Raw genomic sequence first — 15078 nt, forward strand, 5'->3', positions numbered from 1 at the left:
AGAAAAAATGTTACCCATATTAGTCGCCCGCCAGATCACTGAGGGCTTACAAACCTTTCTACGCACGACTTTTCCCGTCACGACGCCTGGCTTTAGACGTGATGCCAATCGCACGTTGATTGACGATTTTCTGGATCAAAAAGGCAATTTGTCCAAAGGGCCGTGGCTGGAAGTCAAATTGCCTTTTCGTACAGCAGGTGCGGATACCGCATTGCCGTTTAGCCGTTACACAATCGAATTTCAGCCCTATCAACATCAACTGAAGGCTTTTCAACGCCTGACGGGTAATGCCGCACGCTCGACCATCGTGGCTACCGGTACCGGCTCGGGTAAAACCGAATGTTTCATGTATCCCATTCTGGATTATTGCCTGACTCATCGGCACTCCGGCATCAAGGCCATCATCATTTATCCGATGAATGCGCTGGCTACCGATCAGGCAAGGCGATTCGCCAAGGAATGCAGCAAACTCAATCCCAAACTGAGCGTGGGTTTGTTCACCGGCGACGATGGCTCGAATAATCGTTCGATGACACCTGAACAGGTCATTTCACACCGCGACACCTTGCGCGAGAACCCGCCGGATATTTTGCTGACCAACTACAAGATGCTGGATTTCTTGTTGATGCGTCCGCAGGATCAAAAGCTTTGGCAGTTCAATACGCCGGGCGTATTGCGTTATCTGGTGGTTGACGAGTTGCATACCTTCGACGGCGCTCAAGGCACGGATTTGGCGTGTTTGATTCGGCGCTTGCGCGACAAGTTAAGCATCGGCGAGGAAATGGCCTGTGTCGGCACATCGGCGACTATTGGTGATGCCTCTGCAGTGACTGCGTTACGTGAATACGCAGAAGCGGTTTTCGACACACCTTTCGATGACGATGGCATCGTATTGGAGGATCGCTTATCGGTGGATGAATATTTGGGCCGCTACGCTGACAGTGTTGAGCCGATTTCCCGTTGGCCGGTCGAGGCTTTAATGGAACTGCGCTCAGGTGAATCGGAGTCAGTGGTTTATCTGCGTCGGGCGGCGGAATTTTGGTTAGGCCAAACTTTAGCGTTAGATTCACCGGATGAAGCGAATCGAATCAGGGCAACGGTGCAGTTGGGTGAACAATTGCTACGGTTAACCGCTTTTCACGAACTGCTGAGACAAACCCATGTGTTATGTGACGCCGGCGAACTCGCTGAATTATGGCGGCAACGTTTACGGTTACCAGACAACACTGCTGCTGAAATTCTGATCGATAGTTTAATCGCCTTGATTTCGGCAGCCAGGCGTTGGAAAAACTCGGAAACACCGGCCTTGCGGGCCTCTGTAACACGAGAGGATGTCGAGCCTTTTTTACAAGTTCGCGTGCAGCTCTGGTTACGGGAATTGCGGCGCATGGTGGCGAGTGTCGCCTATCCATCGCAATTAACCCATGCCGACGATCTGCGTGATCTGGCCGATCCCTTGCACCTGCCGTTACTGCATTGCCGCGAATGTCATGCTGTCACTTGGGGGGCGGTGGTAGCGGAAGGCGAACAGCGCATTAGGCCTGACTTACAAGCTTTTTATCAGTCTTGGTTTGGACAAAAACCGGATGCCTCGTTGTTGTTTCCGCTTGAACCCGAACGAAAGGTGCCGGAGGGTGAAAAACGCTGGCTGTGTACGAGCTGTCATCAGTTATCCCCTTTGAAAGGCAGCGATACTTGTAGCGGTTGCCAGGGACATCGAATCGCAGTCTGGATGCCGGATATTCGGAAGCAAGTCCAGCGCGGCGGTATCAACAGAACCATCATTTCGGCTGACTGTCCCTGTTGCAGCGGGCATGAATCGCTGTCGATCATCGGCTCGAGGGCCGCTAGTCTTTCCAGTGTATTGATTGGCGAATTGTTGGGTTCGTCATTCAACGACGATTACAAGTTGATTGCCTTTTCTGACTCGGTGCAAGATGCCGCGCATAGAGCGGGCTTTTTTGGCGCTCGCACGTACTCGCAGACGTTACGCAATGCCTTAGCCCACTTCATTCGGCGACAAGGTGAAGGCTTATCCTTACCGCGTTTAGCGCAAGAGTTTCCCAATTACTGGCTGCAACAATCGGGCAGCGAAGCTGCGTTTGTCGGCACCTTCATTGCGCCGAATATGGAATGGCTACAGGGGTATCAGGCCTTGAAAGAGCAAGGCAAAATTCCGGCGGGTAGCGACGTGGTCAATTTGGTAGCCAAACGCTTGTCCTGGGAAGTCATGACGGAATTTGGCTTGCGTAGCCGAATCGGAAGAACGCTTGAACGCTCTGTGGTGGCGACTGTGCTACCCGATGGCGAACGCTTGGCTGCCAGCGGTGAACGCTTAACGCGCCAACTTCGAGAAGAACTCGGTATGCTAACGGAAGTCAGTGTTTCTGATGTGCAGTATTTTTTATTGGGACTTTTGACGCGACTCCGGCAAAAAGGCGCTTTCTACACCAAAGAGCTTGAAACTTACGTCAGAGAGGGAGGGAAAGAGTTTCTTCTCACGCGACTTCCCTTCATGCCGGGCTATGGTTTTAGTCATCGTCCCCCCGCCATGCTCAGCATGGATCAGGTTTCCAATAACTTCGACAACTTGATGCAGCCCAGCGCTTGGTATCGCGATTGGTTTAACAAGTGCTTGGCAGCCGATCAGCCTTTAGCATCTGCTGAATACCAACAAGCGTTTACGATCACGTTAGATGTTCTGGAAAAAGAGGGTTGGGTGCAAGCACTGCCTGTACGTCAACAAACCGTGTGGGGATTGATCCCAACGTATTGGCAAGTCACCACGCAAATGCTGGAAGTGGCCTGTAAGGACTGCCAGCATCGGTTACCGGCACCGAATCAACAATTGCATTGGCTCATTGGCATGAAATGCCTGCGCCAAGGTTGTTTCGGTCATTATCAAGCCGCGCCGATGTCATCCCGCTCCGGGCATTATCGTGCTTGGCCCCGGCGGTTGGTGCCCAGTGAGCATACCGGTCTGTTGGATGGCCAGAAACGCCATGCCATTGAAACCTCGTTTATCGAAGGTACCGATACTTGGGATATTAACCTGCTGTCCGCAACACCGACACTGGAGATGGGGATCAACATCGGTGATTTGTCGACGGTCTTGCTTTGCTCGGTGCCTCCCGCTCAGGCGAATTATTTACAACGTATTGGTCGGGCCGGTCGCCGCGATGGTAACGCATTGGCGGTAACCATCGCGACGGGACATCAGCACGATCTGTATTTTTATAGCAATCCTAAAGAGATGATGGCGGGTCAAATCACGCCGCCGGGTGTTTTTCTAAAGGCGATGGCGGTTTTGGAAAGACAGCTGATTGCTTTTTGCTTTGACCGTTGGGTGGCAACCGGTATCGATACTTCTGCGATTCCCGGTACTTTGCAAGCCGTGCTGGATACGGTCGAATCAGGCAGGTTGGACGGCTTCCCGCATAATTTGCTGAAGTACGTCGATGAACACGGCTTGGCAATCATTCAGCGTTTCTTAACGTTATTTCCCGATTTGGACGCAGACGGTATCCACCACATCGAACAATTTTTACTGGGCAGTAAAACCGAAGGAACATTGGGTTGGCGAATTTTAAATAGGCTCAATGAGTTGTCGCAAACGCGCCAGTCGGTTAGAGCCAGGGCGGATGAACTAAAAAAACGTATCGTTCAATTAGAAGCCCAGCCTAGCGATGAAGCCCGCGATCAACTGTTGGCCGATTCCAAGAGCGAGCGGCAGGCATTACTGGCATTGATTGGCAGCATCAATCGGCGATTGACCTTAAATTTTTTTACCGACGAGGGTTTGTTGCCGAATTATGCCTTCCCCGAAGAAGGCGTGACGCTTAATTCGGTGATTCTGCGCCGTAAAGAAGTTCGGGATGAAGGCAATGAGGGCAAACGCTACGAAGCGCTGAGTTTTTCCTTCCAGCGATCCGCGCAAGCCGCATTGGGCGAACTGGTACCGGAGGCTCGCTTTTATGCCGCTGAACATCAACTCAATATCGAGCAAGTGGATTTAAGGCTATCCAAACCGCAAAACTGGCGCTTATGTCCTGCTTGTCATTACAACGAAAACATCGATGAAAGCGGCGATCCGCATAGCGTTTGTCCTCGCTGTGGTAATGGACAATGGGCCGATACGGGACAAAAACGCACACTATTGAAATTACGTCAGGTTTACGCCAGAGCCGATTCTCGAAATGATCGAATTGGCGACGACAGCGATCAGCGCGAGCCCAAATTTTACCAAAGGCAATTGTTAGTCGATGTGCCGCCGGAATCCCAGCAAGGCGGCTATCGCTTGGCCAGCGACGAATTACCGTTTGGTTTTGAATATTTGCGCAATGCCCGTTTCAGAGAAATCAACTTTGGCGAGCCGGGCGATACCGCGGACACGTTTCATGTTGCAGGTAGAAATGATGCGCGTAAAGGCTTCAAGATTTGTCGGCATTGCGGCATGGTTAAGCGTTACCGGCTCCGCAAGGGCCAATATGCTCATACTTTGGATTGCCCAGTGTCTAAGCCGGGAAACGAATCGAATGATGCCGATTGGTTGACCAGTTTGTATCTTTACCGCGAACTGAATTCCGAAGCGATTCGTATCTTACTGCCGTTAGCGGATGTTGCTCAGTCCGAAACGCGGAAAATGTCCTTTGTCGCTGCGCTGAACATGGGGTTACGCCAGTATTTCAAAGGCAATGTTCAGCATCTAGAAATTACCGAGATGTCCGAATCTGCTCCGGATGGTCACACTACTCGGCAGTATTTGGTGATTTATGATCGGGTACCTGGGGGGACGGGTTATCTGAAAGAATTGATGCGAACACCTGAGAATTTGATGGGACTTTTGCAGCAGGCTTACGATTTACTGGAAAGCTGTTCCTGTGCTGAACAGTCTGATCAAGACGGATGCTATCGCTGTATTCTGGCTTATCGGGATAGCCGCAATAGGTCGGCCATTTCGCGAAAAGTTGCCTTAACGTTACTCAAACAAATTTTGGATTTGCAGGGTCAATTGCAATCGGTTGCCAAATTGAGTGACATCGACATGAACAGCGCCTTGGGCAGTCCTCTGGAGGCATTGTTTGTCTCGGCGTTGGCTCGGTTTACGGATATGACCAAAAAAACTGTGAACGGCAAGCCAGGCTACTGGTTGAGCGTCACCGATTCATCCGGAAATACGCGTGCCTGGGAGCTGGAGCCTCAAGTGAAGTTGGGACCCACCCAAAATGTAGCTCTGCAAACTATTCCCGATTTTATGTTGCGTCCGGTTCGGGAAAGCGATTTTGCCGAGTTGGGCGAATGGGCCTTATATCTTGATGGTTTCGGCCATCATTTTGGCATCCAAACCGATGATACCCGCAAACGCCTAGCAGTCATGCGCTCAGGTCGTAGGGTTTGGAGTTTGGGATGGCAAGATATTCCTGAGACGGGGCAGCAACCCAACTCCGTCATGTCCGACTATTTATTGAAGTTTCGCCAACCGGCCATGCTCACCCAATATGACAAGTTGGCAGAGCGTTTTGGCTGGCAATCGAATTCTAGTCTTGAAAGTAGCTTGGTATCAGGCCCTTTCAACCTTTTACTGGATTATTTAAAAGCCCCTGTGTCAACCCGTGATCGACTTCAGCAAGCCACGCTGTGCAATGCCATCAGCTGGCTAAGCTTGCCTTCATTAAAAACCCCGATTTGGCAAGAGCCACATTACGATCTGAAGGCGCTGATACCGACCACTATTTGGCATTGGATGCAAAATCTTAACGAACCCCTTGCGTTTGGTGGTTTGTTGGAGGGTATCGAAACTCCTGCTACACCCGTAGATATTGCAGTATTTTTGCCTGTTGCTGGGTTAACCTCGCGAGAACGACTATTATCCGAGATGACCGTCGTTGTTGTTCTGGATGAAACTAAAGCCGAGCAAACCAAGGTGTTTGAAAAAATCTGGCGAGGCTTTTGGCATGCGGTGAATGTGTTGCAATTTGCTCCGCGCTTTACCGTTGCAACGCGAGGGGGTGTATTAGAACAAGTGTATGAAAATTTGTTGCAAGGTTGGCCATTAAAACCGCATGAGGTTCAATCGGTATCCTCGTCAGCATCCGACAATCCTTGGACCGAGATATTCGAGCTGTGCGAAATTGATCGGTTTGCCTTGGAATCCCTGATAAATGCAGGTATTAGCTGTCCGGAAGTTGGATTTGATCTTGTCGCAAACGGTCAGGTAGTCGCAACGGCAGAATTGGCTTGGCCGGATGCTATGCTAGCCATCATGCTGGAGACGCCTGATACATTTGCCGGAATACCCAATTGGAAATTGATCAGTGTCCATCAAGCTGATTGGCTGGATGAACTGATGCAATTGCTGCCAAAGCAGGAGTAATGAATGGAAAATTTGAAAATAGCTATTGGTGACGGATTTCTGGAATCGTTTGCCCGGATCCCAAAAGCAAAACAAAAAAAGGTGATGGAGTTTGTGGCCAAGTTTCGCTACAACCCTACAGCCAATGGCATCAATTACGAAAAAATTAACGATGTGCGTGATCAAAATTTCCGTTCAGTTCGCATCGACCAAGATTATCGAGGCATTATCCTGAAACCTGCCCAAGGCAATGTTTATATTTTGCTGTGGGTCGACAAACATGATGATGCTTATGACTGGGCTCGTTCCCATCGCTGTCATATTCATCCGCAGACGGGGACTTTGCAGTTGGTCGAAATTGTACAAAGCGATCAACCGGAAATTGAACGCAGTCAAGTTCCAGCTACCGCAAACACAACACCTCGGTTATTTGATTTGTCGGACGATACGTTGTTGAGTCTAGGCGTCCCTGCTGAAGATTTACCGCGAATCAAGGATTTGACTTGTGTAGAAGACTTGGAATCGATAGAAAAAACGCTGCCGATTGAAGCGTTTGAGGCGCTTTATTTACTCGCAGCTGGCACACCGCTAGACGACATATTACTCGATTACGCCTCAAAAACAGCAGCAAAAGACGTCAATACCGAAGATTTTGCCGAAGCCCTCAATCAAGATGCATCTCGCCGTCGTTTTTACGTGGTTGGCGATGAAATGGAGTTATTAGAGATGCTGGAAGCTCCGTTGGAAAAATGGCGGGTATTTCTGCATCCTTCGCAGCGAAGATTGATCGCGCGACATTGGTCTGGTCCTGTTCGTGTCCTCGGCGGTGCCGGTACGGGTAAAACGGTCGTCGCCATGCACCGTGCAAAATGGCTGGCTAGCCAACTGACCGGTCCGAGTGAACGCATCCTATTTACAACGTTTACCAGTAATCTAGCTGTCGATATTCAAGAGAATTTACGGAAAATTTGCTCAACTCAAGAATTTCAACGAATTGATGTGCAACATATCGATGCCTGGGTTGTAAATTGTCTAAAGCGTTTGGAATACAACTTACGTGTTGTTTATCCCAATGGCAAGGATAGCGAATATGAACAATGTTGGTCTTTGGCTGAAGGACTTATTAACCCAAGTTTAGGATTAACTCCGAGTTTTTTTCGGGAGGAATGGGAACGCGTGATTCTTCCGCAATCGATTCGCTCTAGGCATGCGTATTTAACCGCCAGTCGCATTGGGCGTGGCGTACCTCTTACTAGAAAGCAGCGTGCTGATAGTTGGCCTGTGTTTGAGGAAATGCGTATCCAACTGACGCAACGAAAGTTAACGACTATCGAAGATGCCGCTTTTGACATCATCGCCATACTCGACTCGGATAGCCATATCAAACGTTATCGTTCAATTGTGGTAGACGAAGGACAAGACTTCGGGCCGGAAATGCTGGTGTTATTGCGTCGTTTAGTACCCGAAAATGAAGACGATCTGTTTATTGTCGGCGATGGCCACCAGCGGATTTATCACCGTAAAGCTGTGTTAGGAAAATGTGGCATCAATATCCGGGGCAGAGGTAAAAAACTGAGAATCAATTACCGTACTACCGAGGAAATTCGACGCTTTGCGACGCGGATATTAGAAGGGATTCCGATTGATGACATGGATGACTCCCTGGATTCGTTGATGGATTATCGTTCCCTGATGCACGGAGATTATCCTGATGTACATCACTTCAGTTCGATAAGCGATGAATCCAAGTGGATTGGCGAAAAAATCGAGTCGTTGATTTCAAGCGGAATGCTGTCACAAGATATTTGTCTGGTTGCAAGAACCAATCACCTCCTAGATGAATTCCAATTGCAGCTTCAATCGATGGGTATCGAAATCCGAAAATTATCCAGACAAGCCCCAGACAACAGAAATCTACCCGGAATTCGTTTGGCTACTATGCACCGAGTAAAAGGCTTGGAATTTAAAGCCGTATTTATGGTTGCTATCAACGATGGCATTGTTCCACTAAATTTAGGAACTGTCACAAAGGATTTAACTGAAACTACTCTGAGGAATCAAAGCGAAAAAGCGTTATTTCATGTTGCAGCTACCCGTGCAATTAAATATTTAAGTATTTCTTCGCATGGGAAAGCTAGCCGCTATTTAGTGCTCGAACGGTAATTTAAATGCTAATATAAAACAATAAGTTATTTTAAAATAAACGCAAAAAGATTAGCGGCGGCGATCTAATTGGCGTGAAAAATGCCTATTTCAACTAACCGGTTGAAAGTTAATGTTATTATTTTTCGCATTTTAAAGTTTAGCCAGCCATTAACCCCAATCACCGCCCCAATTTGTTAAAACTTCGTTGGACACAAACCCATGAGAAACGTCTTATCACCCCGGCTGTGCATTGGTCAAAATCGACATTGCCGACATCGTTATTGATGTCACTTCATGAGACGACATTCCCTTGCTACTGTTAGGCCTGCAGCACCTGTACTGCACACACCCGTTACGCGATGCTATCTTCAATCTCCTCAAGGAGGTAGCACCAATCCAAACGGCCAGTGAGCAAACGCGCATCGTGTCACTAGACAAAGGGTGGCCCGGCTGGATCAATGGGCGTTCTGTTGCTGGGCACGCTTCGCCTGGCGCTTAATGCCGGTTACGCCCCCATTTCTGCGTCGTTTGCGCTTAATCGATCACCGTCTTGACGCCTTCTTCACAATTCAAATTGAAAATATCCTTAAACTCCTTATCCATCTATTGACGAACGTTGTTATCCAAGGTTAGTTGATGTTTAGACATTGAACAATAGCTTAGGATCTCACTCATTTTCATCCAACCGGTGCCCGCAATATTTGCAATAGACGGCGTCGAAGTCGTGGCCGGTCGCGCCGCAATCGGGGCACGGTCTGTTGTCTATTCGGCTTTGCTTTTGGCTTTTCATCAGTTCCGCGCTGTAAATGCCGGTCGGCACGGCGATGATTCCGTAGCCCATGATCATGATAGTCGAGGCGAGTAATTGTCCTAATGCGGTTTGTGGCGAAATGTCGCCATAACCGACCGTGGTGATCGTGACGATGGCCCAGTAGACCGATCTGGGAATACTTGTGAAACCGGCTTCGCTACCTTCGATGATATACATCAGAGCGCCGAATACCACGACCAGCGTCAAGACCGTATACAAAAATACCGCAATTTTTCGAAAGCTATTGTTTAGTGCAATCAGTAGAACGTTAGCTTCGCGCATGTATTCGGATAACTTCAATACTCTGAATATGCGCAGCAATCGTAAGATTCGCAATGTCAGCATATATCCGACGCCGGGAATCAGCAGTCCCAAATAAGTCGGCAGGATCGAGAGCAGATCGACGAAGCCGAAAAAACTACGGGCATACAGCAAGGGGCGGCGTACCGAAAGTAGGCGTAAAATATATTCGAGCGTGAATAACAGCGTAAAAAACCATTCCGATAAATAGAGCAGTTGTCGATACTGATTACGTATCGTTTCGACGCTATCGAGCATAACTGCGACGATGCTGAGTAAGATCATGATGATCAAAACAACGTCGAAAGCCTTTCCTGCTTTGGTTTCTGCGCCGAAAATGATCCGGTTCAAGGTTTGCCGCCAAGCCGAGGTTGGGCTTTCTTCATGGATGCGGGGGCGTTTCATAGGCGATTGAGTGGTCATGGCGGCGTTTTCGGGGTTTTAATCAACAAGAGGGCCTACCTTAGCCGCTAACGACAAGGTTATCGGTTGGAGAAAGAATTCGATTCGAATAGATGGCGTTCGGACTTTATCTCGAAATAGCGGGCAAACAGCAAAATCAAAATACCGCTGATTGCCAGTAGATAACAATACTCTGCGAGGCTTTGCCGGGCTATCTTTTCGGTGTATTGAATCGGCTTGTTTTCCAGTCGTCCGATTTCGTCGATGACGTTTTGAAGCGCTTCCGGGTTTTGGGCTTCGAAAGCTTTATACGGAATGCCGATGCTTTGGAAAAACTGATGCAGAAAATATTCCGGCGAGGTGGTTTCGTTTGCATTGGCCGGCTTGCTATCGAGAGGGAGGCTTCTATCGTCGCGCAGATAAACCCAATACAGCATGACTTTGTATTGATGGAACAACTGGGCAAGCGTGCTTTGCGTTTCGAGATCGATGCGCGCGGCGCCGTCCGATACCAGTAAAATGACGCGCGATCCAGTCAACGGACGTTCCTGAAAATAGTCCAACGCCATCGCGAGACCCGGTGCGATGTTGGTGACGCCTCGGCCGCGCGATCGGGTCGCGTCGATCGCGGCTAGAATCGCGGTTTTGTCTTGGGTCAACGGCATGACATGAATGGGCGCTGTGCTGAACGAAATCATGCCGAAAAAATCGTCTTTTCTGCGTTTGATGAAATCGCCGAGTAAGTTCCGGGCAATCGCGATTTTGCTTTCTTTTGCCGCGCCGCCGAAATAACGGCCGGCGAAGTTTTCGTTCATGCTCGCGCTTCGGTCGAGTAGGATGACGATTTCGGCGCCCTGTCCGAGTCGTTGCACGGTTTGCTCCTTGAGATAGGGTCCCGACAGCGCAATCAGCAACAACAGAATGACGCCGGCGCCGATCGACTTCAATAGTGTAAACAACAAAAACGACAAAGGGTCGAACGGCAATACCGACAGGCTGGAATAACGCAGCGCGGGTAGATGCTTGCCGAAAAACGGCAGTAAGGCCAGCGGTGAAAACAGCAATACCCACGGATGACTTAGCGCTAAATCCATCGGCCGCTCCTTTCGAGCTTCCGATATAGCAAGCACAGTTTCTCGACTTGAGTCGGACTTATTGCCGGTAATTCACTAACGGGTTCGGCAAAGAAAAGTTGTTGCGAAATCGCGAATAAAGCTTCGGTCCTTTCTCGAAGCGGTAAAAACTTCGGATGACGTTGAAAAAAGCCAGGCAATTGTCCGGCAAATAGCGTTTCGCCGGCCAGTTCATTCAAGGCATGATGAAAGCATTGCAAGGCTTGTAAGGTCACGGCCTTCGATTGCGGCAACTTTTTGAGTTTTTTGAGTTCCCGGCAGGCTTTGCCGAATGAGCCGCTGTAACGTTCGAGAAACGGGATTTTGCCGTAAAACCACACGATATAGAGCAATATAATCGAAGATACCCCGAGCAAATAAGTCAAGGCGCGGCGGTGCGAAGTCGCATCGATTAGGCGCGGCGGCGCTTCCGATTCGGGCTCGATGTCGCGATCCGCTTTGTTTTTTGGAATCAGCGGATGATAACTGAAAGTCCAAGGCGGAAGCGTTTCAATTTCGGGCTTGCCTCGGTGCATGAAGCGAATCGGCAATGGCGGGATCGTCAATTCCTCGGTGGCGCGCACGCTCTTGAAGACCTGATAGGTGATCGCAAGCGAGTAGTCTTTCCCCGATTTGCTTGGTATTGATTCGATGCTATCAAGGCTAAGCCATTCGTTGATCGGGCCAGGAGTCGGCAGAAAGCCGGATTCCAGTGTATAGAATAACGGTACCCCGATATGGGCCGTCAAGGTGATTTTGTCGCCAAGGCTGTAGCCGTAATTGCGCGGCGTATCGAGTTCGATTTCAATGTTGGCCGCGTTTGCGGTCATGGCGCCCGATAAATACAGCAATAGCCATAAGTAAAAATGAGCAAAGCGTTTATTGTTCATAGAAATAATGGGTGAGCTGGTCGGCCTGAAAGGTGTCGTCGAGAAAAAACGCTTGGCGGCCGTAGCGCGTAAACAAATGCTTGAGCCGTTCTTGCCGGTCTTCGAATGTCGCGATGATTTTGCGTTTCAGCGCCGGACGCATCAGTAATTGCCGGTCTTTACCGGTTTCCGGGTCTTCCAGGCGCACCAGGCCCCATTCCGGCAGATTGCGATACTCTTGAGGGTGCCATAATACGACCGGTATCACGTCGTGTTTCAACAGCGAATCAAAAATCTGGGTGGTTTCATGCAATGGAAAATGAAAGTCGGAGACTAGAAAAATCAAAGAGCGATGCCGGGGACAATATTCGGCGATCGAGAGCAGGCTTCGGCAATGGCTGTCGCCGGGGTCGAATTGCCCGAGCCGGTCTACAAGTTCGGCGGCGCCGCCTTTATACCAGCGCGGCGGTAGATGAAAGTCTGGCAGTAAATCCTGTCCGCAGCCGAAAAAGCCGAAATGATCGCCGCTGCGATAGGCCGAATAAGCCGTCAATTCGGTAAACCGTGCCAAGGTTTTCATTTTGCCGTGAAAGCTCATCGATGCCGATAAGTCTGCAATGATGTTGACCGAAATCAAGCCGCGCTGGCGAAAAGTCCTGACCATGAATTGGCCGAACGGGTCGAGCAGACTGGCATGAATATCGATATTGTGCGCTTCGGGACGAGCAATCAACGGCGCATGCCCGTGAAACTCGTGTTCGCCGCCGCTGTGTTTGCCGGCATGACGGCCAGGGTGCGCGCTCGCGGTGCGCCAAGGCAGTTGATAATGAAATTCTTCGAGCATTGTTGGCTTGTGGTAGTAAGCGGTTAGTAGTGAGCAGTGAGCGGATAGATAAATAATAAAATTCTTAGAGCATCATCCGATTAAGTTTCGCGTACAAATGGACTGGTGCAAATTTTCTTAGGGCGCTGCTACCTGCTGTAGTATTTTTTGGCTGAGCTGTTCGGCGAGCAGTGTGCGTCTCAATTCGTAAGTTGGATTGAAAAACACCCGGTGCGCGATCGTTTCATGAAAAATTTCGCGGATGTCTTCCGGTAAGACGTGCGTACGTCCGTTCAGCCATGCCGTCACGCGCGCCGCGCGCATCAGCATTCCGGCGCCGCGTGCGCTGGCCCCCGCCAGGATTAGCCGGTCCATGTCGACGTTGTCCAATACAATCGAAAAGTCTTTCGGAAAACGGGTCGCCTGCCAAAGTTGCAAGGCATAATTTTGCAAGGTTTCACTGGCTTGAATGTGATGCTGAATTTGCCGGCTGATATCGTTCAATTCACGGTAGGGGAGGATGCCCGGCTGTATCGTCTCGATCAATGCGTCGACATCGTAGAATCTCGGATTGAACATCAATTCGCGCTGCAGGGCCGGGTCTTCGGGCGTTTCGATTTTTAGCTCCATCATGAAACGGTCGCGGGCCGCGGAGGGTATTTCGAAGGTTTCGTCTTTTTCGACGCGGTTGCGGTCGGCGAAGACCTGCAAATGTGGGAAGTAATGTTCGCGGTTGAACGCCGTGACCGATTTTTCGGCCATCACGCGCAGCAGCAATGAATGGACCTGGGGTCTGGCGCGGTTGACTTCGTTGAAGAAGAAGGTCGACAGCTCCTCGCCATGTTTCAATATCGGGCCGGGGTCGACCTGCGGTTTGCCGGCTTCGTTGATGTAGGTGTGGTAGACCAGGTCGTTAGGCATCAAGTCGATCGTGCCTTCGATGCGCTCGTAGGCGCCGCCAATGCCGCGTGCAACGGCTCTAAGCAAGGTGGTTTTTCCGACTCCGACATCGCCTTCGAGCATCGCATGGCCGCGCGCGAATATCGCGGTCGTGACGAGCCGTACCGGGCGTTCGAGCCCGATCACGGCTTTGTTGATTTCCTGTTCGAACAGTGCGGCGCGGTTATGCCAATCGGCTAGGTTTCGGTCGGTCATTGTGGTGTTTAGTTTAAGTGTTGTTGGTAGAGTTAATTGGGCAAAGGTTAACCGGATATGGATTTTGAGTGAAGCTTTAGTTCCTTGGTAAGACGGAGTGCGCTGTCCTACGCCTTTCGACCGCGGTCAAAACAAACCGCCCCGCGCTAGGGTTCGCGTCAGGAAGTGGAAAATAAAGTCATCAAAGCCTGTTTGTCAATAAATTGCTCCGGTCAATGCCGGATTCTAACCGGTGCAATCGCAAAGAAGATAAGAAAACCGAAAAAAGAAACGATGGTCAACCATTGAGTTAGGCCGTAAAGTTTGCGAATGCCCCGGTTGGCTTTTTTGACGATTTCGAATTCCTCCAAGTAAACCGTTTCGCAGGCGCCGTTGCCGGTGTCGTCTCGGGTAATGCTGGTGCCGCGAAAGAAATTATTGCTTTTGTTGGCATATTCGGCCAATACGCCCTTGAAACGGATATGATCGCCCGGTTCTGCGGACATCAGCGCTTTTTTGATGCGGTCGTTGTCGGTCAGTAAATGATTGTTCGACAGTGAGTTCATCTTGAATAAAGCCCCGGTCTCGTAGTCTTGCCAGGAAGCCCAGCATGTCCAGCTATCGTTATGAAACTTCATTTGCCGGTAAACGCCGGAACCGACATTTTTACCCCAGATCACGCATAAGTCGCGAAAGTTTATAAAATCATGCCAGCGTTTGTGGTGCCAGATGTTGGTGAACGCATCGGCGTCGCTGTAACTGACGACGACTCCGTGTAACTCATAGTCATACAAAGGCGTGATCGTATATTCCTGATCGTTGACTCGGCTCTTGAACGGCTCGGCCTTTATCTTGGCTTGAGCCGGTTCTTCGAGATAACCGAGATCGTAAAAATTCGGCTCCGGTAAATGGTCTTTTTTGAAATAAAGCAGGACTGTCAGTAATGCGCTGACGATGAAAACCCATTTGAATAGCTGCTCGAAAAAGGAACTGGTAGCCATGGTTCAGATTGGTCGTAAAAATTGAAATTATAGTCCAACCGTTAAAATGCCTGATATATAGAAGGGCTATTTTTTACTGCAACGGTTTCCATTCTAAAAGGCTTTCTTCAATAAGTCTCATTTAAACGA

The 15078-nt window shown here is 49.7% G+C and carries 8 protein-coding genes; 2 read left to right on the top strand and 6 right to left on the bottom strand.

The annotated features are described in order from the left end of the window. Positions 1-7: 7 nt before the first annotated feature. Together ACINK7_RS02950 and ACINK7_RS02955 are read left to right on the top strand one after the other, a co-directional pair. Positions 8-6373, top strand: coding sequence for a DEAD/DEAH box helicase (locus ACINK7_RS02950; protein WP_404359805.1), 6366 nt, complete (start codon positions 8-10; stop codon positions 6371-6373). Between the two features lie 3 nt (positions 6374-6376). After that, positions 6377-8515 (top strand): 3'-5' exonuclease, encoded by a 2139-nt coding sequence (locus ACINK7_RS02955; protein WP_404359807.1) that lies wholly within the window; start codon positions 6377-6379, stop codon positions 8513-8515. Between the two features lie 649 nt (positions 8516-9164). Here ACINK7_RS02955 and ACINK7_RS02960 read toward each other — a convergent pair. From ACINK7_RS02960 to ACINK7_RS02985, 6 genes are all read right to left on the bottom strand, one after another. After that, entirely contained in the window at positions 9165-10031 is an 867-nt protein-coding gene (locus ACINK7_RS02960) for an ion transporter (protein ID WP_404359809.1), read from the bottom strand. A gap of 59 nt (positions 10032-10090) precedes the next feature. Further along, complete coding sequence (locus ACINK7_RS02965) at positions 10091-11104, bottom strand: VWA domain-containing protein (RefSeq protein WP_404359810.1); 1014 nt, start codon at positions 11102-11104, stop codon at positions 10091-10093. Beyond that, positions 11095-12012: a hypothetical protein gene (locus ACINK7_RS02970; protein WP_404359811.1), complete on the bottom strand. Its 918-nt coding sequence runs from the start codon at positions 12010-12012 to the stop codon at positions 11095-11097. Before ACINK7_RS02970 ends, ACINK7_RS02965 begins: the two co-directional genes overlap by 10 nt. Next, positions 12002-12835 (bottom strand): DUF58 domain-containing protein, encoded by an 834-nt coding sequence (locus ACINK7_RS02975; RefSeq protein WP_404359812.1) that lies wholly within the window; start codon positions 12833-12835, stop codon positions 12002-12004. The genes ACINK7_RS02970 and ACINK7_RS02975 overlap by 11 nt, the downstream gene beginning before the upstream one ends. 117 nt (positions 12836-12952) lie before the next feature. After that, positions 12953-13969 carry an AAA family ATPase gene (locus ACINK7_RS02980; protein WP_404359814.1) on the bottom strand — a complete coding sequence of 339 codons (1017 nt, stop codon included), beginning with the start codon at positions 13967-13969 and terminating at the stop codon, positions 12953-12955. Positions 13970-14181: 212 nt separating this feature from the next. Then, complete coding sequence (locus tag ACINK7_RS02985; RefSeq protein WP_404359815.1) at positions 14182-14949, bottom strand: hypothetical protein; 768 nt, start codon at positions 14947-14949, stop codon at positions 14182-14184. Positions 14950-15078: the final 129 nt, after the last annotated feature.

This window comes from Methylotuvimicrobium sp. KM1 (assembly GCF_044788715.1).
Taxonomy (GTDB): domain Bacteria; phylum Pseudomonadota; class Gammaproteobacteria; order Methylococcales; family Methylomonadaceae; genus Methylotuvimicrobium.